General features: G+C 72.0%; 22 protein-coding genes. 17 read left to right on the top strand and 5 right to left on the bottom strand.

The window, feature by feature from the left end:
* Nucleotides 1–64 precede the first annotated feature (64 nt).
* The 3 genes from AMA02S_RS37240 (at nucleotide 65) to AMA02S_RS37230 (ending at nucleotide 3,665) form a co-directional block, all read left to right on the top strand.
* Nucleotides 65–1,609 (top strand): FAD-dependent monooxygenase, encoded by a 1,545-nt coding sequence (locus AMA02S_RS37240; RefSeq protein ID WP_067468886.1) that lies wholly within the window; start codon nucleotides 65–67, stop codon nucleotides 1,607–1,609.
* A gap of 183 nt (nucleotides 1,610–1,792) precedes the next feature.
* Nucleotides 1,793–2,140: a DUF7668 domain-containing protein gene (locus tag AMA02S_RS37235; protein WP_067468883.1), complete on the top strand. Its 348-nt coding sequence runs from the start codon at nucleotides 1,793–1,795 to the stop codon at nucleotides 2,138–2,140.
* Nucleotides 2,141–2,225: 85 nt separating this feature from the next.
* Complete coding sequence (locus tag AMA02S_RS37230; RefSeq protein ID WP_067468880.1) at nucleotides 2,226–3,665, top strand: pyridoxal-dependent decarboxylase; 1,440 nt, start codon at nucleotides 2,226–2,228, stop codon at nucleotides 3,663–3,665.
* A gap of 19 nt (nucleotides 3,666–3,684) precedes the next feature.
* Here AMA02S_RS37230 and AMA02S_RS37225 read toward each other — a convergent pair whose 3' ends face one another.
* Complete coding sequence (locus tag AMA02S_RS37225; protein WP_067468877.1) at nucleotides 3,685–5,073, bottom strand: cytochrome P450 family protein; 1,389 nt, start codon at nucleotides 5,071–5,073, stop codon at nucleotides 3,685–3,687.
* 145 nt (nucleotides 5,074–5,218) lie between these two features.
* Between AMA02S_RS37225 and AMA02S_RS37220 the strand changes: the two genes are divergently transcribed.
* Nucleotides 5,219–5,419, top strand: coding sequence for a DUF5302 domain-containing protein (locus AMA02S_RS37220; RefSeq protein ID WP_067468874.1), 201 nt, complete (start codon nucleotides 5,219–5,221; stop codon nucleotides 5,417–5,419).
* 115 nt (nucleotides 5,420–5,534) lie between these two features.
* On the opposite strand, the gene AMA02S_RS37215 is transcribed toward AMA02S_RS37220, so the two are convergent.
* Nucleotides 5,535–6,170: a pyridoxamine 5'-phosphate oxidase family protein gene (locus tag AMA02S_RS37215; RefSeq protein ID WP_067468871.1), complete on the bottom strand. Its 636-nt coding sequence runs from the start codon at nucleotides 6,168–6,170 to the stop codon at nucleotides 5,535–5,537.
* Nucleotides 6,171–6,431: 261 nt separating this feature from the next.
* Between AMA02S_RS37215 and AMA02S_RS37210 the strand changes: the two genes are divergently transcribed.
* Nucleotides 6,432–7,571, top strand: coding sequence for a serine hydrolase domain-containing protein (locus tag AMA02S_RS37210; protein ID WP_218005249.1), 1,140 nt, complete (start codon nucleotides 6,432–6,434; stop codon nucleotides 7,569–7,571).
* A 286-nt stretch (nucleotides 7,572–7,857) separates the two neighbouring features.
* Nucleotides 7,858–8,472 carry a TIGR03086 family metal-binding protein gene (locus tag AMA02S_RS37205; protein WP_067468865.1) on the top strand — a complete coding sequence of 205 codons (615 nt, stop codon included), beginning with the start codon at nucleotides 7,858–7,860 and terminating at the stop codon, nucleotides 8,470–8,472.
* Nucleotides 8,473–8,476: 4 nt separating this feature from the next.
* Here AMA02S_RS37205 and AMA02S_RS37200 read toward each other — a convergent pair whose 3' ends face one another.
* Together AMA02S_RS37200 and AMA02S_RS37195 are read right to left on the bottom strand one after the other, a co-directional pair.
* Nucleotides 8,477–9,517, bottom strand: coding sequence for an MBL fold metallo-hydrolase (locus AMA02S_RS37200; RefSeq protein ID WP_245668001.1), 1,041 nt, complete (start codon nucleotides 9,515–9,517; stop codon nucleotides 8,477–8,479).
* Between the two features lie 113 nt (nucleotides 9,518–9,630).
* Entirely contained in the window at nucleotides 9,631–10,500 is an 870-nt protein-coding gene (locus AMA02S_RS37195) for a hypothetical protein (protein WP_067468861.1), read from the bottom strand.
* Nucleotides 10,501–10,634: 134 nt separating this feature from the next.
* Between AMA02S_RS37195 and AMA02S_RS37190 the strand changes: the two genes are divergently transcribed.
* From AMA02S_RS37190 to AMA02S_RS37175, 4 genes are all read left to right on the top strand, one after another.
* Complete coding sequence (locus AMA02S_RS37190; protein WP_067468858.1) at nucleotides 10,635–11,279, top strand: PadR family transcriptional regulator; 645 nt, start codon at nucleotides 10,635–10,637, stop codon at nucleotides 11,277–11,279.
* Nucleotides 11,280–11,427: 148 nt separating this feature from the next.
* Nucleotides 11,428–12,432: an ABC transporter ATP-binding protein gene (locus AMA02S_RS37185; RefSeq protein WP_067468855.1), complete on the top strand. Its 1,005-nt coding sequence runs from the start codon at nucleotides 11,428–11,430 to the stop codon at nucleotides 12,430–12,432.
* Complete coding sequence (locus AMA02S_RS37180) at nucleotides 12,429–13,205, top strand: ABC transporter permease (RefSeq protein ID WP_067468852.1); 777 nt, start codon at nucleotides 12,429–12,431, stop codon at nucleotides 13,203–13,205. Before AMA02S_RS37185 ends, AMA02S_RS37180 begins: the two co-directional genes overlap by 4 nt.
* A gap of 70 nt (nucleotides 13,206–13,275) precedes the next feature.
* Entirely contained in the window at nucleotides 13,276–13,482 is a 207-nt protein-coding gene (locus tag AMA02S_RS37175) for a DUF5988 family protein (RefSeq protein WP_067468849.1), read from the top strand.
* A gap of 7 nt (nucleotides 13,483–13,489) precedes the next feature.
* On the opposite strand, the gene AMA02S_RS37170 is transcribed toward AMA02S_RS37175, so the two are convergent.
* On the bottom strand, nucleotides 13,490–14,827 hold the full coding sequence (locus AMA02S_RS37170) for a M20/M25/M40 family metallo-hydrolase (RefSeq protein WP_067468953.1): 1,338 nt from the start codon (nucleotides 14,825–14,827) through the stop codon (nucleotides 13,490–13,492).
* A gap of 215 nt (nucleotides 14,828–15,042) precedes the next feature.
* On the opposite strand from AMA02S_RS37170, the gene AMA02S_RS37165 reads away from it, so the two are divergent.
* From AMA02S_RS37165 to AMA02S_RS37135, 7 genes are all read left to right on the top strand, one after another.
* Nucleotides 15,043–16,689: a peptide ABC transporter substrate-binding protein gene (locus AMA02S_RS37165; RefSeq protein WP_084265996.1), complete on the top strand. Its 1,647-nt coding sequence runs from the start codon at nucleotides 15,043–15,045 to the stop codon at nucleotides 16,687–16,689.
* A 6-nt stretch (nucleotides 16,690–16,695) separates the two neighbouring features.
* Nucleotides 16,696–17,622 carry an ABC transporter permease gene (locus AMA02S_RS37160; protein ID WP_067468846.1) on the top strand — a complete coding sequence of 309 codons (927 nt, stop codon included), beginning with the start codon at nucleotides 16,696–16,698 and terminating at the stop codon, nucleotides 17,620–17,622.
* Between the two features lie 61 nt (nucleotides 17,623–17,683).
* Nucleotides 17,684–18,664 (top strand): ABC transporter permease, encoded by a 981-nt coding sequence (locus AMA02S_RS37155; protein WP_245668000.1) that lies wholly within the window; start codon nucleotides 17,684–17,686, stop codon nucleotides 18,662–18,664.
* 8 nt (nucleotides 18,665–18,672) lie between these two features.
* On the top strand, nucleotides 18,673–19,707 hold the full coding sequence (locus AMA02S_RS37150) for an ABC transporter ATP-binding protein (protein ID WP_067468944.1): 1,035 nt from the start codon (nucleotides 18,673–18,675) through the stop codon (nucleotides 19,705–19,707).
* Nucleotides 19,691–20,713 carry an ABC transporter ATP-binding protein gene (locus AMA02S_RS37145; protein WP_067468844.1) on the top strand — a complete coding sequence of 341 codons (1,023 nt, stop codon included), beginning with the start codon at nucleotides 19,691–19,693 and terminating at the stop codon, nucleotides 20,711–20,713. The genes AMA02S_RS37150 and AMA02S_RS37145 overlap by 17 nt, the downstream gene beginning before the upstream one ends.
* A gap of 75 nt (nucleotides 20,714–20,788) precedes the next feature.
* Nucleotides 20,789–21,649, top strand: coding sequence for a spermidine synthase (locus AMA02S_RS37140; protein WP_067468841.1), 861 nt, complete (start codon nucleotides 20,789–20,791; stop codon nucleotides 21,647–21,649).
* Nucleotides 21,650–21,844: 195 nt separating this feature from the next.
* A complete protein-coding gene (locus tag AMA02S_RS37135; RefSeq protein ID WP_084265995.1) occupies nucleotides 21,845–23,809 on the top strand; it encodes an ATP-binding SpoIIE family protein phosphatase in 1,965 nt (654 codons plus the stop codon).
* Nucleotides 23,810–23,822: the final 13 nt, after the last annotated feature.

Raw genomic sequence — 23,822 nt, 5'->3', positions numbered from 1 at the left:
AAACCTCCTCTTTTGGGGGACGTTCGAAGCGACGAACGCGGCCGAGGAGGGAGAGGGGAGCGGCATGCCCACCGGAGATCCGGCCGGGACCGTGGCGATCGTGGGAGCGGGCCCCAGCGGGCTGCTGCTGGCCGGGGACCTCGCGGCGGCCGGGATCGGCTGCACCGTGCTGGAACGCCGCGAGGAGCGGATCAGCAACGAGACCCGCGCGTTCGCCGTGCACGCCCGCACGATGGAGGCGCTGGACGCGCGCGGCGTCGCCGATGAGCTGGCCTCGACCGGAGAATGGGCGGGGACGTTACGGCTGCTCGGCCGCGCGAACCTCGACCTGTCGCGGCTGCCCGGCCGGTTCCCCTACGTGCTGGTCACGCCGCAGTACGAGACCGAGCGGGTGCTGAAGGAGCGGGCGTTGGCGGCGGGCGCGCACATCCTGTACGGCGCCGAGGTGACCGGTCTCCGGCAGGACGCGGCGGGCGTCGACGTCGATGTGCGCCTGGCGGGCGGCGAGACCACGACACGTCGCGACTCGTACGTGGTCGGCGCCGACGGGGTCCGCAGCACCGTCCGGCAGGCACTCGGGCTGCCGTTCCCCGGGCGCTCGGCCATCCGGTCGGTGATGCTGGCGGACGTGCGGCTCGACGACGCGCCGAGCGAGGTCCTCACCGTCGCCGCCGTGGGCGACGCGTTCGCCTTCCTCGCGCCGTTCGGGGACGGCTGGTACCGGGTGATCGCCTGGAACCGCCGCCACCAGGTCGCCGACTCCGAGCCCGTCGACATGGACGAGCTGCGCGAGGTGACGCGGCGCGCGCTCGGTACCGACCACGGGATGCGCGACGCCCGCTGGACGTCCCGGTTCCACAGTGACGAGCGGCAGGTTCCGAGGTATCGCTCCGGGCGGGTGTTCCTCGCCGGTGACGCCGCGCACGTCCACTCCCCGGCAGGCGGACAGGGGATGAACACGGGACTGCAGGACGCCGCCAACCTCAGCTGGAAGCTGGCCGCCGAGCTGCACGGCTGGGCGCCGCCCTGGCTGCTCGACAGCTACCACGAGGAGCGCTACCCGGTCGGTCGGCGCGTCCTGCGCGGAAGCGGGGCCCTGCTGAGGTTCGCGCTGGTGGAGCCGCCCTTGCTGCGGGCGGCGCGTGGCGCGGCGGTGTGGATCGGCACCCACGTCCGACCGATCGCGCAGCGGATGGCCGGCGCCGTCTCGGGGCTCGACATCGCCTACCCGGCACCGCAGGACGCCCATCCCCTGACCGGCAGGCGTGCCCCGGACCTTCCCCTGGCCGGCGCCCCCGGGCGGCTCGCCCGACTCCTCGGCGACGGCCGGTTCGTGCTCGTGGCGGCGACCAACGACCCCGCGGTCACCTACCTGGCCACCAAGCTGTGGGCGGGACGGGTGCACTGTGCCCTCGCGGGCCGCGCGACGCGCACCACCGCGCTCGTCCGTCCGGACGGGTACATCGCGTGGGCGACCGACGAGACCATTCCCGATCGCCGTGCGGCGGCGATCCGCGCCGCGCTCGGCCACTGGTGCGGGCGTCCCGCACACGAGCGGGGCTCGGCTGAGCGAGTGCCCGGCACAGTCCAGCAGCAACAGCGAGGCTGAACGGTCGGCGGCACGGCACGTCAGGGGCGGTCAAAGTGCCTCAGCGTTCATGCCAGCGTGCTGGGGCCCGCCACGTCCTGCGCGGTCATCCCGGGCGGTGTGTCTTCGCCTGGGGACCCTCCAGGGAGAGACTGACTCTACAAGGGCCGATCTTGGGAGGCGCGGCGCGGTACGGTGTGGCGCATGCTGCCGGAAGAGGGAGCCAACGCCGTCCGCGTCGTCATCGCGCTGCTCGTGCGGGGGGATTTCGAGGAATTGGAGACGCTCACCGAAGGGCGCAGGCTCAGCGCGTCCGAGATGGCCGATGCGGTCGACCGGTACGGGGGAGACCTGATCAGCCCACCGGAGGAGGCGTTCGCGGCCCTCCAGGAGACCGGTGCCGCCGAGGCCGAGGGCGAACGGCTCTTCGCCGTCGACTTCCCGCTGTGGACGGCGCAGGAGGGGCGGTCCGCCTTGACGGCCCGGCTCGCGCTCACCGAGGTCATGGACGGCGTCTGGACGGTGGAATTGATCGGCCTTCATACGCCCTGACCCCGCGGCGGCGCCTACCGGGCTCTCGTTCGGAACCCTATGATCCGAAGGTTCCGAGCAGCGGGAGGACATGGTGGCAGGGCACATGACGCCGGAGGAGTTCCGCCGGTACGGCAGACAGGTCGTCGACTGGATCGCCGACTACCAGGAGAAGATCGAGTCTTACCCGGTGCTCTCCCAGGCGCGACCGGGCGACGTCCTGGCGAACCTGCCCGCCCACCCGCCCGAGCGGGGCGAGGGCTTCGACGCCGTCCTCGCCGACTTCGACCGCGTTGTGATGCCCGGGATCACGCACTGGCAGCACCCCGGCTTCTTCGCCTACTTCCCGTCCAACGCCACCGGTCCCGCGATCCTCGGGGAGCTGCTCTCGGCCGGGCTCGGCGTCCAGGGGATGCTGTGGGCGACCAGCCCCGCCTGCACCGAACTGGAGACCCGCGTGCTCGACTGGCTCGCCGAGCTGCTCGACCTGCCCGGCCGGTTCAGGAGTGACGGAACGGGCGGCGGTGTGATCCAGGACTCGGCGTCCAGTGCCGCGCTGGTCGCGATCCTCGCCGCCCTCCACCGCGTGGACGGCGGGACGGCCGGCCGCGAGGGCATCACCCGTCGCCACACCCTCTACATCAGTTCCCAGACCCACTCGTCCCTGGAGAAGGCCGCGAAGATCACCGGGATCGGCTCGGCGAACATCCGCGTCGTGGACGTCGACCCCGGAACCCTGGCGATGGACCCCGGCCACCTGGACGCGCTGCTCACCGAGGACGCCGCCGCCGGGGCGCTGCCCGTCATGGTCTGCGCCACCGTCGGCACGACGTCCACCACGGCGGTGGACCCCGTGCCCGCGGTCGGCGAGGTCTGCCGCCGCCACGGTGTCTGGCTCCACGTGGACGCCGCGTACGCGGGCGTCGCGGCGGTCTGCCCCGAACTGCGCTGGGTCAACGACGGCCTTGCCGAGTACGCCGACTCCTACTCGACGAACCCGCACAAGTGGCTGCTCACGAACTTCGACTGCAACACGATGTGGGTCGCAGACCGGGCCCCGCTCGTGGGTGCGCTGTCGATCCTGCCCGAGTACCTGCGCAACCAGGCCACCGCGTCCGGCGAGGTCATCGACTACCGCGATTGGCAGATCCCGCTCGGCCGCCGGTTCCGGGCGCTGAAGCTGTGGTCGGTTATCCGCTGGTACGGCGCGGAGGGGCTGCGCGAGCACGTCCGGACGGGGGTGCGGCTCGCACGGGATCTCGCGTCCCGGATCGCCGCCGATCCTCGCTTCGAGCTGCTGGAGCACCACCCGTTCGGGCTCGTCTGCTTCCGGCCGCGCTGGGACGGACTGGCGGACGCTGAGGCCGACGCCGCGACCATGCGGCTGATGGGCCGTCTCAACGCGTCCGGGGATCTCTACCTCACCCACACCAAAGCGGGCGGCCGGGTGCTGCTCCGCATGGCCATCGGCTCGCCCGCCACCGGTGACGCCCATATCGACGCCGCCTGGCAGCGCATCCGTGCGGAGACCGCCGCCGGAGGGTGAGGCCCCCGGCGGCGGCGAGTCAGGGCTGGCCGATGCGCATGGCACGGAGGACGCGCCGGACCAGCGACCGCGACTCCGGTTCGGCCGCGCTCTGCTCGGGTGCGTCCACCTCGGGGCGGGCCGTGGGAAGCGGGGCCGGATCGGCCGCCAGTTCGTAGTTGACCGGCAGGGAACGCAGCCCCCGCATCATGGGCGACGACCGCCAGGGCAACTGGTCGGCGGGCAGCGCCAGGCGCACCCCGCCGAACCGGTCGAACAGCCGCTCCACCGCGATCGTGGTGATGGTCGTGGCGAGGTCGCGGCCGAGACAGGCGTGCGGGCCCGCGCCCCACGCCAGGTGCGCGCGGGAGCTGTAGATCGAGTCGGTCGCCGCGCCACCCGCGAACGCCGGGTCCAGGTGCGCGGCGGCGGGCGACAGCAGCACCGGGTCGCCGGCCGCGATCTGGTACCGGCCGACCCGCATGTCGATCTTCGGCCAGCGGAAGGTCAGGTTGGCCATCGGCGGGCTGGAGATCGCCGCCCGGTTCACCGCCTCCTGGATCATCCCGGCGGACAGGCTGTCGCGGACCCCGGCCTCGCCGACGATCACCTCGGCGATGGTATTGGCGATCAATGTCCCGGTGAAATCGCCGATGAGGCCGGTCAGCATGACCATCTCACGGGTCAGCTCGTCCACCGTCAGGTCCGGCACGGCGGCCAGCATGTAGGACGGCAGGTCCTCGCCCGGCGCCGCCGCCTTCGCCGCGCAGACCTGCGACAGTTCGGCCCGGAGCCGCCCGGACGCCTCGGCCGCGTCGGGGCCCGCGTCCAGCACCCGCCACACGTCCATGATCAGGTCGTCGCCGCGTGCGGTGTCGGCGCCGAGCAGCCGTCCCATCACCATCAACGGCAGCGGCCGCGCGTACTGCGCCGACAGGTCGGCCCAGCCCGTACGGCCGCCCTCGGACAGGACGGTGATCAGCTCGTCGGCGTACCGGCGGACGGCGAGCTCCATCTGCTTGGCCTGCGGCTGGGTGCGGTCCTGGAACGGTCGCAGGCCCTCGCTCCACGCGCTGCGCAGCCGGGTGAGGTCGGCGCCATCGCGAAAGACCGACATGTCGAGGTCGTACACCGGCAGCAGCGGCCAGTCGGCCGGGACGCGGCCCTCGCGGCGCGCCCGCCAGGAGTCGAGCCGACTGCTCCACACGCCCCGCGAGTCGCGCATAATTTCGAGCGTCTGCGGGTAGCCGAGCACGAGCCACGCTGGGACCCCCAGCACGTCCACCGGCGCGACCGGCCCGTACTCGGCGCGCAGCCGCTCGTAGAAGAGCGCGGGACGGGACTCGTAGTCCCGGTTCATGAGCGGCTGGACGGCGAGCGCCTCCAGGGGCGGATGGGCGGGCTCGGCCTGCGGGATCTGGGGCTCCACGACCCCACACCTTAGGGGAGAACGCCCGGAAATCGATCGGTCCATACCGAAAACCCGGTGAATGATCTTCGAGGTGGGTCCGTCACCCGCTTCCGGGCCGGGTATGTGAGGCTAGTGGGTGCCCCTACAACGGCTGGAGGTCCGCATGGCCGACTCGTCAGGAGAAGAGAAGGACGGTAACGGTAACGAGGACGACGTGAAGCGCAGGTTCCGGGAAGCCCTGGAGCGCAAGCGCGGAGCGGCGGCCGAGAAGAACGCGGGCGGGGCGGGCAGGAGCGGCTCGAAGGTGCGCGGCACCCACGACCGCGCCGACCACCAGCGCCAGTTCCGCCGGAAGAGCGGCTGAGCGCAGGGCCCCGCCCGGACAGGGAGAGCGGCCGGAAGGGGCCGCGCAACCGAAGACCCCCGCGCCTCCCACGCGCGGGGGTCTCCCGCATGTCCATGTCGCGCGCCGGATGGAGTCAGCCCCTGTAGAGCTTCTCGGCGTATGCGGGGCCGTAGTAGTGCTCCAGCTCCTCCACGCTTTCCTCGGTGTGCTGAACGTCCTTGAGAATCCTGGCGCGCGAGGGCAGCGTGTCCGGATCCCAGGACTCGGGCTTCCACAGATCCGAGCGCATCAGCGCCTTCGCGCAGTGGAAGAAGATCTGCTCGATCTCCACGACCAGCGCGAGGGCTGGCCGGTGGCCCTTGACGACCATCTCGTCGAAGAAGGGCGCCTCCCGGACGAGCCGGGCCCGGCCGTTGATCCGCAGCGTCTCGCCGCGCCCGGGGATCAGGTAGATCAGCCCGACGTGCGGGTTGCTCAGGATGTTCAGGAAACCGTCCACGCGTCGGTTGCCCGGACGGTCCGGGACGACGATCGTGGTGTCGTCCAGGACGTGGGTGAACCCCGGCGGATCGCCCTTGGGGGAGACATCGCAGTTCCCCGCGGAGTCACTGGTGGCGATCAGGCAGAACGGGGACCGCCGGAGCCACTCCCGGTCCCACGCGTGCAGGGTGACGCGCTCCTTGTCGAGCGCACGCCGCATCGGGGCGCCGAGCAGCGTCCGCAGTTCCTCCGCAGAGGTGATCTCCGTGAACTCGCGGGCGAGAGTCATCACCGTTCCTTCCGCTGGGGGGAATCGGAACGCCAGCGTAACTCTGGAGCGGTCCGGCGACGGTGGCCGGGTCGTTCGCGGCCGGATCGTTCAAGCGCGACCGGCCGGTGCTTGCCGGGTGGGGCTCACCCCACCGCGAACGCACCAGGTGGCCCCGTCGTGGCGGCGGACCGCGCTCCCTAGCGTGAGGTCCGGGCGGCGTAGGTCGAACGGACGGAGAAGGCATTGGGCACGCTCAGCAGGACCCGCCGAGGGGTCGCCGTGGGGGTGGGGGCGGCGGTGCTGACCGCGACCGCCGGTACGGCCCTCGCAGACCCGGGTGCGACGACGCTCCAGCGGGACGTGAACGCGGTCAAGGCCACCGGGGTCACAGGCGTCCAGGCGGAGGCGAGCACCCCGGAGGGGACGGTCAGGGCCCGCGCCGGGGTGATGGACGTGCGAACCGGACGCCCGATCCCCTACGGCTCGTACTTCCGGGGAGGGAGCAACACCAAGACGTACGTGGCGACGGTCATCCTCCAGCTCGTGGCGGAGGGCCGGCTGAACCTGGACGACACCGTCGATCAATGGCTGCCCGGTCTCGTCCGGGGCAACGGCAGCGACGGAACGAAGATCAAGATTCGCCACCTGCTCCAGCACACGAGCGGCCTCTACGACTACTCCGAGGATCTGCCGTTCGGCTCTGCGGAGGAGGTCGACGCCCACCGGTACGACCACTTCGCCCCCGAGGACCTGGTCCGGATGGCGCTCAAGCATAGGCCGAACTTCCAGCCGGGGGAGACCAACCCCGATGGCACCCCCAAGTGGTCGTACTGCAACACCGGGTACGTCCTCGTGGGGATGATCATCAAGCGGGTCACCGGGCATCCGTGGGAGGACGAGGTGGGGCGACGGATCCTCCGGCCGCTCGGCCTGACGCAGACGACCTTCGTGAAGGGGCGCGAGTTCCCCCGCCCCCGCCCGCGCGGCTACCAGCAGTTCACCGAGGGCGGGCCGTTCCTGGACGTCACCACGATGGACTACAGCTGGGCGTCGTCGGCGGGCAGCGTGGTCACGACGGCCGCCGACCTCAACCGGTTCTTCGCGGCGCTGATCGGCGGACGGCTGCTCAAGCCCGCACAGCTCACCGAGATGCAGAAGACCGTCCCGACCACCTTGGACGGCTCGTTCACGGGCTCCCGATACGGGCTCGGGCTGTTCTGGTTCCCGCTGAGCTGCTCCAAGGCGGGCTTTTGGGGTCACGGCGGTGACACGCCCGGCTATCTGACCCGCGGGGGCGTCACCCCGGACGCGCGCCGCAGCGCCACCGTCAGCGTCAGCGCGCAGCTGGAGGGCGATGGCGGCTTCCAGGAGGACGCGACGGCGGCGAACGCCGTCCGCCACGTGCTCTGCGGGCGCTGACAGCCCGCGTCCGAGGGCGCCTGTGCCCGGGAAGCCGCGAACGGCCGCGTGGTGGCCTCCCCCGTGCGGGGCCACCACGCGGCCGCCGGGCCGCCGCGCCCGGCACCCGCGTGGGCGGGCACCGGTGGGAAGAGCGCGGCGCTCTGGGGTGGGGCATTTCAGCGGGTCCCCTGCCGTCGGTACAGACCGGAGGATGCTCTGAAAGTCATCGCTCCGGTCCCGGTGACTTCTTCGGCCCGTCCTGGTCGGTTCCTATGAGGGATCAACGCGGGAGAAGAGGGTGCGCATGGACGCGGTAGGGACGGCGGCGCCACAGGGCTACGGTCCGGGACTCCTGGAAGGGGCGGTCGAGTTCGCGTTGGGGGCGCTGGACGGTGTTACCGGCGGGGCGCTGACCATGCCGACGCCGTGCCGGGCCTGGGACCTCGAGATGCTCCTGCGGCACACCGGCGACTCGCTGTCCGCGCTGCTGGAGGCCGTCGACACCGGCCAGGTCCGGCTCGTGCCCGAGGCGGAGCGGCCACCACCGGAAGGTGATCCGGCGGAGGCGCTGGTGGCGGGGTTCCGCGAGGGCGCGCAGCGGCTCCTCGATGCCTGGACCGCAGCCGGTCCCGAACGGCCGGTCACCGTCGGAGGGTGTCCCCTGCGGGCGGACGTGGTCGCCGAGACGGGCGCCATCGAGATCGCCGTGCACGGCTGGGACATCGCGCAGGCGATCGGGCGGCCACGGCCGATCCCCCCTGTGCTCGCCGAGCGGTTGCTCGGCATCGCGTCGGTGCTGGTCACCGGTGCCACCCGGCACGGCCTGTTCGCGCCGCCCGTGGCCCTGCCCGGTCCAGCCGGGCCGAGCGAGCGCCTGCTGGCCCACCTCGGACGGGACCCGGCGGACTGGCCGGGCTGAAGGCTCAGGCCCGGACGGCGTAGGCGCGGACGCCCGCCTCGTCGTGCGCGTCCAGGACGCCCTGGTCCGCCAGGACGTCCAGGTGCGCCTCGATCTCCAGGACGGCCAGCATCCTGCTGAAGGCGTCCATGTCGGCGAGCCTGCGCCGTCGCCGCGTCCACGGCAGGGCGGCGGCGACCTCGAACGCCGTGCCGTGGCCCGCGCGGACCTGCTCGGCGGCCGCGTCCAGGCGCGCCGCGTGGTGTTCGAGGAGTTCGTCGATGCGCGCGTGCGCGCTTGCGGTGACCGGGCCGTGCGCGGGCAGCAACAGGGTGTCCGGCATGTCGCGGACGAGCCGTAGCGACGCCAGGTAGCTGCGCAGCGGCTTCGGCTCCGGCTCGGTCTCCAGCCCGATCGAGGGGCTGATGTGCGGCAGGATGTGGTCCCCGGCGAACAGCAGCCCGGCGTCGGCGTCGCGCAGGACGATGTGGCCGCGTGTGTGGCCCGGCGTGGCGACCACGTCCAGCGCCCGCCCGGTGAGGCCGACGCGCTCCCCGTCGTCCAGCCAGGCGTCCGGCATGGTGTGTGGCACGTTCCGCTCCGGCGCCGCGACGGGCCTCCCCGCGATCTCCTCGGCCAGGGCAGCCGCGCCGCAGCGGTGCAGCATCTCGACCTGGCGCGGATGCAGGCCCTTCCGGGTGTCGAACGCCTCGATGGAGGGTCGCTCGCCGCGCCCGATCCGGACGCGCGTGCCGAACGACTCCCGCAGCGCGAGGGCTTGCGAGTAGTGGTCCCAGTGAGCGTGGGTGACGAGGAACTGCGCCACGTCGTCCAGCCCGTGCCCGAGGGAGCGGAGCCCACCCTCCAGCGCCGTGCGGGTGTCGGGCATGGCCCAGCCGGAGTCGACCACGACCAGGCCGCCGCGGTCCTCGATCACGTACACGTTCACCGCGTGCAGTGACGGGATGGGCAGGGCGAGCGGGATGCGGTGCACGCCCGGCGCGACCTGATGGGCACCCGGTTCGGTCCAGTCCGTCGGCTGCTCCACGACCGGTGCCGTCACCACGCCCCCTCATCATCGAATCCCGTTCGGATAGAACCTACTTCATCCAGAAAGTCCGGTTCACTGCGGGGCATCGATCGGCGTCGCCCGGGCGGTCGAGTTCCGGCGGGCGCCGTTCAACCGCCTTCGGCGTCGCGGTCGGCGGCCTTCCGCGCCTCCTCGGCGGACGCACGCGCCTCGTGCGCCGCGTCCTGCGCGCGGGCGAGCGCCTGCTCGGCCCGCTCCGCCCTGCGCACCGCCGAGTCGCGCTCGGTGACGGCCCGCTCCAGCTCATGCCGCAGCCGCCCCACCTCGGTGGACGCCTGCTCGGCCGCCTCCCGCGCCTCCTCGGCCCGTTGCCGCCGCTCGGCCAGCGTGGCCGCCGCCTCCTCTGCCCGCTTGCGCAAGGACGCGGCCCGCTTCGCGCGTGCGGTACTCGTCCGCGTCACCTTGGCCTCTGCCGCGGGCCGCTTCTTCTTCGCCGGCCGCTCGCGCTCGGCCCTCTCCTGCTCCGCGCCGTCCGGGGCCACGGGGAAGCCTGCCGGGACGAAACCCGAGTGGCTGCGCGGCTGCGTGAGCCTTCCCTCGCGGACCTCGCCGGCGACCTTTGCGTCGACGGTGGCGGCCTGGAGGGTGTCCTCCACCTCCCGGACGGCCTGGTCGCGCAACGGCTGGCCCGCGTCGGCGGCCAGTTCGCCCGCCCTGCGCACCAGATCGCGGACGAGCCGCGCGCGGCGCTGCTCCAGGTCACCGAGACCACCGCCCGAGCCCCACGCCGTCCGGAGCTCCTCGCCGACGTCCAGCAGGCGGCCGAGGTCGTCTTCGGCCGAGCGCGCCAGCAGGTTGACCGCCCACGCCGGCAGCGTCGGGCGGCGCAGCGCCTCGATGCGCTTGGCGAGCGCGGCGTCGCCGTCCTGCTTGGCCCGCCGTGCCAGCCGCGTCCTGGTCTCGACGAACTCGCCGGGGGCGACACCGTAGAGCTCGCCGGACGCGCTGGAGAAGTCCACACCTGATCCCTACCCCCGCGGGGCCGCGGGTGCGCAGGGCGACGCGAACGCGATGGGCCGGCCCGGCCTGGCTGGACGTGAGTTGCGAACGATGTCTATACTCGTTGACGAATACTCGCCCCCGAGGAGTCGCTATGGCGAAACGGCGCAAGGTGAACAACCTTCTGGGTCTCGCCGTGCTGTCGACGGTCTCCGCCAAGCCGATGCATCCGTACGAGATGGCCTCGCTGATGCGCGCCCGCAGCAAAGACCGCGACATCGACATCAAATGGGGCTCGCTCTACACCGTGGTCCGCAACCTGGAGAAGCACGGATACCTGGCCGTGGAGGGAAGCGTGCGGGAGGGGGCGCGGCCGGAGCGGACCGTCTACCGCATCACCGAGAACGGGTTGGACGAGCTCGCCGACTGGGTCCGGGAGATCATCGCCGAACCCGAGCGTGAGTACCCGCGGTTCGAGGCCGGTCTGTCGGTGGTCGGCGCCCTGGGCCCCGACGAGGTGGCCAGGCTGCTGCGGCGCCGGCTCGACGCGCTGGACCGGGAGATTGCCGAGCAGGACGCGATGCTCGCGGACGCGGACGAGGTGCCCCGCATCTTCCTCATCGAATCGGAGTACGACCTGGCGATGCGCAGGGCGGAAGCCGGCTGGGTGCGTGCCCTGCTGGCCGACATAGACGACGGGACGCTGCAGGGCCTCGACCTGTGGCGCATGTACCACGAGACCGGCGAGGTCCCGGCCGAGGTGGCCGAGCTCGCGGAGAGGGGAACCCCGGAGAGTTGAGTCAAGGGTCCCGGCGGGGTGCGGCAACACCGCCGCCGGGACCGTGAGAACCCACCACCGAACCCACTCGCGGAGCGGGCCCCGGCGGCGAGACCGCGATCACCAGCCTATCCGGGGCCTCCGCGTGCAACGGAGGAGACGAGAAGACATGGCACACGCCATCGAGGCCGACGGCCTCGTCAAGACCTATCCCGGCGACGTCCGGGCCCTGGACGGACTGTCGATCATCGTCGGCCACGGCGAGATCCTCGGGCTGCTCGGCCCCAACGGGGCCGGAAAGTCCACCACCGTCAAGATTCTCACCACGCTGATCCGGCCCGACGCGGGCACGGCGACCGTGGCCGGGCACGACGTGCTGCGCCGTCCCGACCGCGTCCGGCGTGTCATCGGCGTCGTGTCGCAGCGCTCAGGCGCCGACCCCGAGGCCAGCGGCCGCGACAACCTGGTCCTCCAGGGCCGCCTGTACGGGATGGGCGGCGCCGAGGTTCGCCGCCGCGCCGCGGAGCTGCTGGAGCGGTTCGGCCTGGAGGAGGCGGCATCCCGCAAGGTGAAGACCTATTCGGGCGGGATGCGGCGGCGGCTGGACGTGGCGCTCGGCCTCGTCCACCGACCCCGGGTGCTGTTCCTGGACGAACCCACCACCGGCCTCGACCCGGAGGCCCGCGCGTCGATGTGGGCGGAGATCGCCCGGCTGGCCGGGGACGACGCGTTGGCGATCCTGCTCACCACCCATTACCTGGACGAGGCCGACCGGCTCGCGCGGCGCCTCGCGATCGTCGACAGGGGCCGTGTGGTCGCCGAGGGCACCCCCGACGCCCTCAAGGGCGAGCTGCACGGTGACGCCGTCCACCTGGAGTGGCGGGAGGCCCCCGACGAACCACGGGTGCGGGCGGTACTCGGCCGGCTGCCGGGTGTCCGCGACGTCATCGTGGACGGTCCGCGGCTCAGCGCGCGGACCGACGACGGGGCCGCGGCGGTCCCCGCCGTCCTCGCCGCGCTCGACCAGGCAGGGATGCCGGCCGCGGCCGCGACCGTCGCGCGGCCGTCCCTGGACGATGTCTACCTGCGCTATGCCGGTCGTCGTTTCGCTCAGGCCGACGTGGCCGAGACCGGCGGGGCCGCCGAGGCCGTCGCCGCCGGAGGTGTCCGATGACCGGTCTTCTCACCGGCACCTGGTGGATGACCCACCGGAGGCTGTCGGCGCTCGTGCGCAACCCCGCCGTCCTCGTCATGACGCTCATCCAGCCGATCATCTGGCTGTTCCTGTTCGGGGGCCTGTTCGAGAAGGTCGTCGAGCTGCCCGGCTTCGGCGCTGACTCCTATCTGGACTATCTCGTCCCCGGTGTCGTGATCATGAACGCGGTGTCGCTGAACTCCTTCGCCGGGATGGGCACGATCGACGAGATCGAGCGCGGCACGCTCAACCGGTTCCTCGTCGCCCCGGTGCGGCGCAGCGCCATCGCGAACGCGGGCGTCATCGAACAGGCGCTCAGCACGGCCTTCCAGTCCCTGGTGATCATCGCGCTGGGCCGGGTGACGGGCGCGCACTACCCGGGCGGCGCCGCCGGACTGGCGGTCCTGGTCGCGATGTCGGTACTGATCGGCGTGGTGCTCGCCGCACTGTCGAACACCCTCGCGCTGCTGGTGCGGGACCGCAACACCATCATCGGGCTTAACGTGATGCTGCTGCTGCCGCTGACGTTCCTGTCCTCGGCGTTCATGGCCAAGGGGCTCATGCCGGACTGGATGCGGCACGTGGCGTCCGGCAACCCGGTGAGCTGGGCGCTGGACGCCGGGCGCGCCGCCCTCGCCGGCGATCCCGACTGGGGTTCGGTGGCCGTGCACGCCGGTCCGCTGCTGGCCCTGACCGCCGCGACGGTGGGTCTCGCGGTGTTCTCGTTCCGGAGCTACCAGAAGTCACAGTGACGGGCGGGGCGCACGGATACCTCCTCCAGGAGGATTGGCGGAACGCCCGCCCCGTGTGACCATCCGCTCTATGGACACCTCGTTGAAGGCATTCCTGGAAGGCGGTCCGGCGGACCTTCCCGACCGGATCGCCCCCATCACCCCTCCCGGTGTCGAGCTGAGGCTGCCGTTCCGCGGCGGTTACGAGCACTTCAAGGCGACGGCCCGGCACCGGGACACACCCGAGGGCAGGCTCCCCGTCTTCCGCTGGTCGGGCCGCACCTCCACACCCGACTGACGTGGGGTCAGCGCGTGTCGAGGAAGCGGTCCAGCACGCGGGTGCCGAACGCCAGGCCCTCCAGGGGGACGCGCTCGTCCACGCCGTGGAACATGCCGAAGTAGTCCAGATCGGGACCGAGGAGGAGGGGGGCGAAGCCGAAGCTCGCGATGCCGAGCCGGTGGAAGGACTTCGCGTCGGTGCCGCCCGCCATCACGTAGGGGACGGGACGCGCCGCCGGGTCCTCGGCGCGCAGCGCGGCACCCAGGGCGGCGAAGGTCCCGCCCGCCGGGTCCGCCGCCGGGGCCTCCTCGTAGTTGAGGAACTCGCGGGTGACCCTCGGCCCGAGCAGCCGGTCGATCGTGGCCAGGAACTCCTCGCCGGTACCGGGCAGGTAGCGGCCGTCGACCTGCGCGGTGGCGACACCCGGCACCACGTTGATCTTGTACCCGGCGTCCAGGCGGGTCGGGTTCGCCGAGTTGCGGATCGTCCCGGAGAACAGCTGTCCGACGCCGCCGAGGCGGCGGGCCTCCGCGTCGAGGCGGTCGTGGTCGATGGTGGTGTCGAGCGCGTCCGCCAGGCCGTCCAACAGGGCATGGACGCCCGGTGTCAGCCGGACGGGCCACTCGTACGAGGCGATCCGCGACACGGCATGCGCGATCTCGGCGACCGCGTTGTCGGGCGCCGGCTTGGAGCCGTGCCCGGCCGTGCCGCGGGCCGTCAGCCGCATCCACGTGGTGCCGCGCTCGCCGGTCGCGATCGGGTACACCCGGCGCCCGCCCGCGTGCACGCTGAAGCCGCCCGACTCGCTGATCGCCTCGGTGCAGCCCGCGAAGAACTCCGGATGCTCGCGCGCCACGTACCGGGACCCGTGGTCGCCGGTGCACTCCTCGTCGGCGAGGAAGGCCAGCACCAGGTCGCCGCGCGTGCGGCGGCCCTCGCGCAGCCGCCGCCGGACGGTCGCCAGGGTCATCGCGAGGGTGCCTTTCATGTCGACCGCGCCGCGGCCCCACACGCACCCGTCCCGCACCTCGCCCGAGAACGGGGGAACACTCCACTCGGACGGATCGGCGGGCACCACGTCCAGGTGCCCGTGGACGAGGAACGCTGGATGCGCCGGATCGCTCCCCGGGATGCGGGCCAGCACGCTGGCCCGGCCCGGCGCGGACTCGACGATCGTGGCAGCGACACCGGCCTCGTCCAGCAGCGCGGCGACGTGTTCGGCCGCGGGTCGCTCCGGGTGGGCCACGCCCTCGCCTCGGTTGACGGTGTCAAAACGGATGAGGTCGGCACAGATCGCCGCCGCGTCCACCCCCGTCGCTTCGTCCTGTAGGTCTCGCGCGCCCTCGTCCGTTGTTTCGCGCACCCTCGGTTCCGCCACTCCCGTTGCCGCCTTTCGTAACAAGTCTTCATTTTCTTCCCTCGCTGACCTCTGTCAACGAGTGATCAAAAACGTATCGATCCGGTTTCGAATCGTTCAGCGGCGTACCCAAACCGTTCTTGCGGTACGACGCTGCCACCAGTCTGAAGTGCGGCGGGCGGGCCGCCCGGCCGCACACGCGAGAGGGCACGAGGAGGAGCATGACCAGCCTCAGGGGTGCGAGCCGGGGCGACCGCCGGCTGACAGGCGCCGGCCGCCGAACCACCGGGCTGACCACCGGGCTGACCACGGTGCTGCTCGCGGCCTCGCTCGGGCTGTCGGCCTGCGGTGGCGGCGACAAGGCGGGGGACGGCACGTTCACCGCCGGCCATCCCGAGCCCGATCACCTGGTGCCCGGCAACACCACCAGCAGCTACGCGTTCGACGTGCTCAGCGGCCTGTTCGACAACCTGGTGGGTCTCAGCAAGGACGGCAAGGCCGTCAACCTCGCGGCCGAGTCGGTCACCAGCGACGACCAGAAGGTCTGGATGATCAAGATCCGGCCGGGGCAGAAGTTCCACAACGGCGAGCCGGTCACCGCGGGCAGCTTCGCCGACGGCTGGAACAACGCGGCCTACGGTCCGAACGCCTACAGCGCCAACGACTACTTCTCGCACATCAAGGGGTACGCGGAGATGAACCCCGCGGACGGGAAGGCCAAGCCCGAGGTCGACCGGCTCTCGGGCGTCGAGGTCGTGGACGAGAGCACGCTCAGGGTCACGCTGACCGACCCGTTCAACCAGTTCCCGCTGCTGCTGACCTACCCCGCGTTCGCGCCGATGCCGAAGGCGGGCCTCCAGGACCTGACGTCCTTCGAGGAGCACCCGATCGGCAACGGCCCATACATGATGAGCGGCGACTGGGAGCGCAACAAGCAGATCAAGCTCGTCGCCTACCCCGGCTATACCGGCCCCCGCAAGCCCAAGAACAAGGGCATCACCTGGAAGAGCTACTCCAGCGCCGAGACCGCCTACACCGACCTGCGGGCCGGGCGGATCGACGTGCTCCAGACGATTCCGTCCGCCAAGGTGCCCGAGGCCAGGCGTCTGCTGGGCGACCGGTTCCTGTCGCGCGAGATGGGAACGATCGACTACCTGGGCTTCCCGCTGTTCGACAAGCGCTTCGCGAACCCCGACCTGCGCAAGGCGATCTCGATGTCCATCGACCGGCAGGGCATCAACAAGGCGGTCTACAACGGCGACTACCTGCCCGCCGACTCGCTCCTCCCGGCGATCATCACCGGGCACCGGCCGAACGCGTGCGGTGAGCTGTGCGGCTACGACCCGGTCAAGGCGAAGGCGCTGTACGCCAGGTCGGGCGGGTTCAAGGGGACGCTGGAGCTGTACTTTTCCAACGCGCAGCCGACCTACTACCAATGGATGCAGATCGTCGCCAACTCCCTGCGGCAGAACCTCGGCATCCAGGACATCCAGTTCCGCCAAGTGCCCGCGTCCGACTACTTCGGGATGCTGAACAAGCGCACCGAGAAAGGCCCTTACCGGCAGAACTGGGAGGCCGACTACCCGAGCGCCCAGAACTACCTGGAGAACATGTGGAGCTCGGGCAGCAACCGCATGGGCTGGAAGAGCGCGGAGTTCGACGGCCTCATCGCCAAGGCGAACCGCTCCTCTGACCCGCAGGAGGCGCTGCGGCTCTACAACCAGGCCGAGGACGTCGCCATCCGCGAGATGCCGATGATCCCGTTGTGGACGTGGGCGGGCCAGGGCGGCCGGTCCGACAAGGTCGACAACGTCACGATCACGGCCTACGCGACGGGGCTGCTCGCCAACGAAGTGACAGTGAAGTAACCGGCGATGTGGCGCTACGTCCTCCGGCGGCTTCTCCAGGCGATCCCCGTGTTCATCGGCACGACGCTGCTCATCTACGCGATGGTGTTCGCGCTGCCGGGCGATCCGATCCAGGCGCTCGCCGGGGACAAGCCCGTCCCCGAGAACGTGCTGCAGACGTTGCGGGAGCGGTACAACCTGAACGACCCGCTGCTGGTGCAGTACGGCAAGTACATGTGGGGGCTGCTCCAGGGGGACCTGGGAGAGAACTACACCGGCCAGAAGGTGTCGGAGATGCTCGGCGGGCGCTGGACGGTGACCGCGCAGCTCGCCGTCACCGCCTGGATGTTCGAGCTGTTCGTCGGCATCCTGCTCGGGGTCTGGGCGGGACTGCGGCGCGGGCGGCTGGCCGACACACTGGTCCTCGGCGGGACGACCCTGCTCATCGCGGTGCCGGTGTTCGTGCTGGGCTACACCGCGCAGATCTTGTTCGGGCTGCACTGGGAGGTCTTCCCCACCGCCGGGATGGACGAGGGCTGGCCGACGAGCTACCTACTGCCCGGAATGGTGCTCGGCTCACTCGGACTGTCCTACGTCGCGAGGCTCACCCGGACGAGCCTCGCGGAGAACCTGCGGGCCGACTACGTGCGCACCGCCAACGCCAAGGGGCTGTCGAGGCTGCGGGTGGTGGGCCGGCACGCGCTGCGCAACTCGCTGATACCCGTCGTGACGTACCTCGGCGTGGACTTCGGATCCCTGATGGGCGGCGCGATCGTGACCGAGGGGATCTTCAACCTGCCGGGCATCGGCCAGCAGGTGTTCCAGTCGATCCAGTTGAAGGAGGGGCCCGTCGTGGTCGGCGCGGTCACCGTGCTGGTGCTCATCTTTCTGCTGGTCAACCTGCTGGTGGATCTGCTGTACGGGCTGCTGGACCCCCGGATCAGGTACGCGTGAGCCACGGGATGGGCACGGTGGGGGAGTCGTCGGGTGACGCGAGCGCAGTGAGGCGTGGGCGATGAAGATCGAGGATATGGGCACGCCCGGCCCCGGCCCGGCCGGCGGCGGGATCGGCGACGCACCCGCGGCCGCCGGTGCGGGCGCCCCGGGCACGGCCGCCGCGGCCGTCGCGGTTGCGGGCAGCGGGATCGGCCGCGCGTCGCTGTGGGACGACGCATGGCGCGACCTGCGGCGCCGCTGGGTGTTCTGGGGATCGGCGGTGATCCTGGCACTGGTCGGGCTGATGGCCGCGGTGCCACGGCTGTTCACCGGCACGGGTGTCAACGAGGGGTGCGACGCCAACGACGCCAAGCTCGGCCCGTCCGGGGACCACTGGTTCGGCACCGACCTCGCCGGCTGCGACTACTACGCGCACATCGTGCACGGCGCCCGCCCGACGCTGCTGATCGGCACGGCGGTCACGCTCTTCGCGCTGGCCATCGCGCTGGTGTTCGGGATGCTGGCCGGCTACTACGGCGGACTCCTGGACGCGCTGATCGCCCGGCTCACCGATGTGTTCTTCGGGCTGCCGTTCGTGCTCGGTGCCACCGTCATCCTCGTCGCGTTCCCGAGCCACGGCGTCGGCGCGATGACGCTCGTGCTGGTGCTGCTCGGCTGGACGACCATGATCCGCATCATGCGCGGCCAGGTCATCTCCGTCAGGGACGCCGACTACGTGCAGGCCGCACGGCTGCTCGGCGCCTCCGACGCCCGGATCATGACCCGGCACATCCTGCCGAACACGCTCGCCCCGGTGATCGTGGTCGCCACCCTCAACGTCGGCCACGTGATCGCGGGAGAGGCGACGCTGGACTTTCTCGGTGTCGGCCTGCAGTACCCGAAGGTCTCCTGGGGCCTCCAGCTCAACCAGGCCAAGGACGCCTTCGTGGACCATCCCCACCTGCTGGTCTTCCCCGCCGTGTTCCTGTCGGCCACGGTGCTGAGCTTCCTGATGCTCGGCGACGCCGTCCGCGACGCCCTCGACCCGAAGCTGCGGTGACGACGACGATGACAACGGACCTGAAGGACACGGCGGCCGGCGAGCCGCTCCCTGCCCGACCGCTCCTCGCAGTGGACGATCTGCATGTGCGGTTCGACGTCCGGGGCCAGGACGTGCGGGCGGTGAACGGACTGTCCTACACCCTCGCCGAGGCCGAGACGGTCGCGATCCTCGGCGAGTCCGGGTCGGGTAAGAGCGTCGCGGCGCAGGCCGTCATGGGCATCCTGGACACCCCGCCCGCACGGGTCACCGGCGGGTCGGTACGGCTACGCGGCGAGGAACTGCTCGGCCTGCCCGAGCGGCGCCGCCGCCAGTACCGCGGCGACCACGTCGCGATGGTCTTCCAGGACGCGTTGAGCGCGCTCAATCCAGTGTTCACGGTCGGGGACCAGATCCGCGAGATGTACCAGGTGCACCGCGGGATGCGGCGAAGGGCGGCCACGGCCAAGGCGGTGGAGTTGATGGAGCGGGTGCACATCCCGTCCGCCGCGCGACGGCTCGGCGACTACCCGCACCAGTTCTCCGGCGGCATGCGCCAGCGCATCATGATCGCGATGGCGCTGGCGCTGGAGCCGGACGTGCTGATCGCCGACGAGCCCACCACCGCCCTCGACGTGACCGTCCAGGCCCAGATCATGCGGCTGCTCGCCGGGCTCCAGGAGGAGCTGCGCATGGGCATGGTGCTGATCACCCACGACCTCGGCGTCGTCGCCGGCGTCGCGGACCGGATCGTCGTCATGTACGCGGGCTCGGTCGCCGAACAGGCGCCCGCCCGCGAGCTGTACGCCCGGCCCGCGCACCCCTACACCCGGGGCCTGCTGGCCTCGGTGCCGCGCCTCGACCGGCGCGGCGCGCCGCTCGTCCCGATCAGGGGGACGCCCCCCGATCCCGCGGCGCTCCCGCCCGGCTGTCCTTTCCACCCTCGCTGCCCCCGAGCCGAGGCGGTCTGCGCGGTGGTGCGGCCGGCGCCGGTCGCCGTCGCGCCCGGACACGACGCCGCCTGCCACTTCGCCGAGGAGGTGCACCGTGCCGGAGACGGCTGAGGATCCGATCCTGCGGGTGGAGGGCCTGGTCAAGCACTACCCGGTGACCCGCGGCGTGGTGGTCAAGCGTACGGTCGGCCGGGTCCGGGCGGTGGACGGCGTGGACCTGGAGCTGCGGCGCGGCGAGACCCTCGGCGTCGTCGGCGAGTCCGGCTGCGGCAAGTCCACGCTGGCGAAGTTGCTGCTGGCGGCCGAACGGCCCACCGCCGGGACCGTCCGGTTCGAGGGCCGCGACATCTTCGCGCTGCCCAAGGCCGAGCTGCGCGCGCTTCGCCGCCGCGTTCAGATGGTGTTGCAGGACCCGTACTCGTCCCTGAACCCCCGGATGACCGTAGGCGACATCGTGGGTGAGCCGTTCGCGATCCATCCGGAGGTGGCACCCCGGACGGAGCGGCGTGCGCGCGTCCGCGAACTGCTCGAACTCGTCGGTCTCGACCCAGGGCATGTCAACCGGTACCCGCACCAGTTCTCCGGCGGGCAGCGCCAGCGCGTCGGGATCGCCCGGGCCCTCGCGCTGCGCCCCGACGTGATCGTCTGCGATGAGCCGGTGTCGGCGCTGGACGTCTCCGTCCAGGCCCAGGTGATGAACCTGCTCGCCGAGCTCCAGCGGGAACTCGGCCTGGCCTACGTGTTCATCGCGCACGACCTCGCCGCGGTGCGCCATATCTCCGACCGCGTCGCCGTCATGTATCTCGGCAAGGTCGTGGAGACCGGCGACCAGACGCGGATCTACGACCATCCGACCCACCCGTACACGCAGGCCCTGCTGTCCGCCGTCCCGGTGCCCGATCCGGACGCGCCCGGCCTGTCGGGGCAGATCCGGCTGGTGGGGGAGCCGCCGTCGCCGCTGGACCCGCCGTCCGGCTGCCGGTTCCGTACCCGCTGCTGGAAGGCACAGGACGTGTGCGCAGGAGAGGAGCCGCCCCTGCGGCCGCGGGACGGCTCCGCCCACCCGAGCGCCTGTCACTTCGCCGCCGAGGAGGAGGCCCTCACCGAGCTGGGCTGAGCGCGGCCGGTACCGCTCAGCCGTGGCGGGGCACGCGCCGGCCCTGATGCGGAGGGGGGTCCGTAGGGTGGGGGGATGGCGCGCAAGGGCAGGCGGGACCCCCAGCCGGACCGGTACCGGATCGCCGGAGGGGAGGCCGAGCTCCTGCGGGACGCCGACCGGGACGGCGGGTGGATGCTGCTCGTCGGCGGGGTCCCCCAGTCGTACGTGGACCTCACCGACCCCACCTACCTCGATTTCGAGTACATGCGGCTGATGGGCGATGTCGTGGACGAGCTCGGCCTGGTCGGCGAGGCGTTCGACGCCGTGCACGTCGGCGGCGCCGGATGCACGCTGCCGCGCTACATCGCCGCGACCCGTCCGGGCTCCCGGCAAGTGGTGCTGGAGCCGGACGGAGACCTGGTGCAACTCGTGCGAGAGCAGTTGCCGGTCAAGAACGTCCCCGGCCTGAAGATCCGCATCACCGACGGCCGCACCGGCGTCGCCGCGGTCGCAGACGAGGCGGACGACCTGGTCGTGATGGACGCGTTCGCCGAGGCGTCCATGCCGGTCGAGCTGGCCACCCGTGAGTTCGTCCAGGACGTCGCGCGAGTGCTGCGCCCCCGCGGCACCTACCTGGTCAACGTCGCCGACGGGTTCCGCCTTCCGTTCGCGCGGCGGGTCGCGGCGACCGTGCGGTCGGTGTTCCCGCACACGCTGCTGATGGGCGACCCGGGCGTGCTGCGCGGCCGCCGGTTCGGCAACCTCATCGTCGCGGCGTCGCGCGAGCCACTGCCGGCCTCCGAGCTGACCCGGCGCGCGGCGGGCGGCCTCACGCGGGCCCGGCTGGTGGACGGCCACGACCTGACCGCGTTCTGCGCCGGCGCGGCGCCGTTGCACGACGGTGAGGAGATCACCGCACCCGTGCCGCCGCCGCAGGTGTTCGGGAAACCCTGACAGTATGATCTGGAATGATTTCCCCGTGCCGAGGGTGAGGAATTCCGCTTACCTGGCCCGATATCGGCCGGCCCCCTACAGCCCCCACGGGATCGGGGTTGCGGATGGGTTTCCCCCGCCGTATCGACCTCATGGAGACGCTCCATGTCCCATAATCGAGCGATGGAGTCGTCCACCCGAATTCTTATTCTCGGCATGGATTCGTCGGGGAGAATACTCCAGTTCGACCGTAACGCCGCCGCCGTTCTGTCTCCGAAACCGGACGGGCTGCACGGCGCCCACCTCGACGAGGTGATCGCCGGTGCGCGCAAGCCGCTGCTGGAGGCGCTGACGGCCGGGCGGGAGCGCACCGCCATGCTCGCCGTGGAGACCCCGGCGGGCGCGACGCTGGACGCCGTCGTCACCGTGCACCCGATGAGCGGCGGCTCGCCCGGTCTCGCGGCGCTCGCCGTCGTGCGCGTCCCGGTGCCGCTCGCCGACCGGTTCGTCGACCCGGCGGTGATCCGCCGCGCTCTCCTGGACGACGCGCTGCCCCGCATCGGCTCCACGCTCGATCTGGATCTGCTCGCGCGCGGCCTGATGGACGTGCTCATCCCGCACTTCTGCAACTCCGGAGCGCTGCTGTTGCTGGAGAGCCTGGTGGACGCCGACGAGCCGCCCGTCGGACCCGAGGGGGCGCTGCTCCTGCGCCGGATGGCCCTCGGCTTCGACGACGGTGATCCCGCCTGGGACGCGACGTTCCCCACCGGTGAGGCGCTCGTCTATCCGGCCGGCACCCCGTACGCGCGGTGCATGGAGACGGGGGAGCCGGTGCTGGTGGGCCTCGGCGGCGACGGCGCGGCCCGGATCGCCGCCGCCTGGCGCCGCCCGCCGGTCGCCGACCTGCTCAAGGGCGCCTCGATGCTGCTGCTGCCGATCACCTCCGCCGCGGCCGTGCTCGGCTTCTTCGTGTGCACCCGCAGCGTCGCGCACCGCCCGTTCGACGCCTACGACGTCGAGATCGGAATGGAGTTCGCCAGCCGCGCGTCCATCTTCGTCGAGAGCGCCCGGCAGTACTCGCGGGAGCGGGCGACCGCGCTCACCCTCCAGCGCAGCCTGCTGCCGACCGGGCTGTCGGCGCCGTCGCCGGTCGAGGTGCACCACCGTTACCTGCCGGGCAGCCGGCTCATCGAGGTCGGCGGCGACTGGTACGAGTCGATCGCCCTGCCCGGCGCGCGGGTCGCCCTCGTCGTCGGGGACGTGGCCGGGCACGGCGTCAAGGCCGCGGTCACCATGGGGCGGCTCCGCACCGCCATCCACACCCTCGCCGGACTGGAGTTGCCGCCCGCGGAGGCGCTGGAGCGGCTGGACTCGCTGATGCGGACGCTCGGCGAGCGCGAGCCGCACTTCGCCACCTGCGCGTACGTGGTCTACGACGCGGTCAGCGGCCGCTGCGAGGTCGCCAGCGCCGGGCACCTGCCACCGCTGATCGCGCCGCCCGGGGCCGACTCGGACTACCTGGACGTGCCGCCCGCGCCGCCGCTCGGGGTCGGCGACGGGCCCATCGTCAGCCGCGAGTTCACCGTCGAGGACGGGACACTGCTGTTCCTGTACACCGACGGGCTGGTGGAGAACCGGGCCCGCGACATCGACGACGGTCTCGCCCGCCTCCAGCAGACGTTCGGGCTCAACGCCGCCGCCCGTCCGCTGGAGGAGCTGTGCCAGGCCGCCCTGGACGGCGTCTATGACGACCAGCACCGCGACGACATCGCGATGCTGGTGGCGCGGCTGCGGCGCATCCCGTCCGACCACCATGCGTCCTGGGACCTGCCCGCCGAGCCGGCGGCCGTGCGGCGGGCGCGCGGGCTCGTGCGCGACCGGCTCGGCCGCTGGGGTCTGGGGGAGATGGCCGACACCACGGTCCTGCTGGTCTCCGAGCTGGTCACCAACGCGATCCGGCACGCGGGCGGCCGTATCACGCTCCGGCTCGTCCGAGAGGGCGGGCTGGTGTGCGAGGTGTTCGACCGCTCCGACGGCCGCCCCCGGATCCGCCACCAGGAGGAGCACGACATGCTGGAGACGGGCCGCGGCCTGCACGTGGTCGGCAGGCTCGCGGAGCGGTGGGGCGTCCGCCGCACCAGCGGCGGCAAGGTCGTCTGGTGCCAGCTGGCCACGCCCTGAGCGGGCGCCGGCG

It is taken from the genome of Actinomadura macra NBRC 14102, assembly GCF_001552215.1.
GTDB classification, from domain to species: domain Bacteria; phylum Actinomycetota; class Actinomycetes; order Streptosporangiales; family Streptosporangiaceae; genus Spirillospora; species Spirillospora macra.
Note: the sequence above shows the minus strand (reverse complement) of the source record. Positions and strands in the feature narration are given on the sequence as shown.

What these genes read in the sequence shown, in the direction of transcription:
- AMA02S_RS37240 (WP_067468886.1), top strand. Translation starts at nt 65, where the DNA reads ATGCCCACCGGAGATCCGGCCGGGACCGTGGCGATCGTGGGAGCGGGC.
- AMA02S_RS37235 (WP_067468883.1), top strand. Translation starts at nt 1,793, where the DNA reads ATGCTGCCGGAAGAGGGAGCCAACGCCGTCCGCGTCGTCATCGCGCTG.
- AMA02S_RS37230 (WP_067468880.1), top strand. Translation starts at nt 2,226, where the DNA reads ATGACGCCGGAGGAGTTCCGCCGGTACGGCAGACAGGTCGTCGACTGG.
- AMA02S_RS37220 (WP_067468874.1), top strand. Translation starts at nt 5,219, where the DNA reads ATGGCCGACTCGTCAGGAGAAGAGAAGGACGGTAACGGTAACGAGGAC.
- AMA02S_RS37215 (WP_067468871.1), bottom strand. Translation starts at nt 6,170, where the DNA reads ATGACTCTCGCCCGCGAGTTCACGGAGATCACCTCTGCGGAGGAACTG.
- AMA02S_RS37205 (WP_067468865.1), top strand. Translation starts at nt 7,858, where the DNA reads ATGGACGCGGTAGGGACGGCGGCGCCACAGGGCTACGGTCCGGGACTC.
- AMA02S_RS37190 (WP_067468858.1), top strand. Translation starts at nt 10,635, where the DNA reads ATGGCGAAACGGCGCAAGGTGAACAACCTTCTGGGTCTCGCCGTGCTG.
- AMA02S_RS37185 (WP_067468855.1), top strand. Translation starts at nt 11,428, where the DNA reads ATGGCACACGCCATCGAGGCCGACGGCCTCGTCAAGACCTATCCCGGC.
- AMA02S_RS37180 (WP_067468852.1), top strand. Translation starts at nt 12,429, where the DNA reads ATGACCGGTCTTCTCACCGGCACCTGGTGGATGACCCACCGGAGGCTG.
- AMA02S_RS37175 (WP_067468849.1), top strand. Translation starts at nt 13,276, where the DNA reads ATGGACACCTCGTTGAAGGCATTCCTGGAAGGCGGTCCGGCGGACCTT.
- AMA02S_RS37165 (WP_084265996.1), top strand. Translation starts at nt 15,043, where the DNA reads ATGACCAGCCTCAGGGGTGCGAGCCGGGGCGACCGCCGGCTGACAGGC.
- AMA02S_RS37160 (WP_067468846.1), top strand. Translation starts at nt 16,696, where the DNA reads ATGTGGCGCTACGTCCTCCGGCGGCTTCTCCAGGCGATCCCCGTGTTC.
- AMA02S_RS37155 (WP_245668000.1), top strand. Translation starts at nt 17,684, where the DNA reads ATGAAGATCGAGGATATGGGCACGCCCGGCCCCGGCCCGGCCGGCGGC.
- AMA02S_RS37150 (WP_067468944.1), top strand. Translation starts at nt 18,673, where the DNA reads ATGACAACGGACCTGAAGGACACGGCGGCCGGCGAGCCGCTCCCTGCC.
- AMA02S_RS37140 (WP_067468841.1), top strand. Translation starts at nt 20,789, where the DNA reads ATGGCGCGCAAGGGCAGGCGGGACCCCCAGCCGGACCGGTACCGGATC.
- AMA02S_RS37135 (WP_084265995.1), top strand. Translation starts at nt 21,845, where the DNA reads ATGGATTCGTCGGGGAGAATACTCCAGTTCGACCGTAACGCCGCCGCC.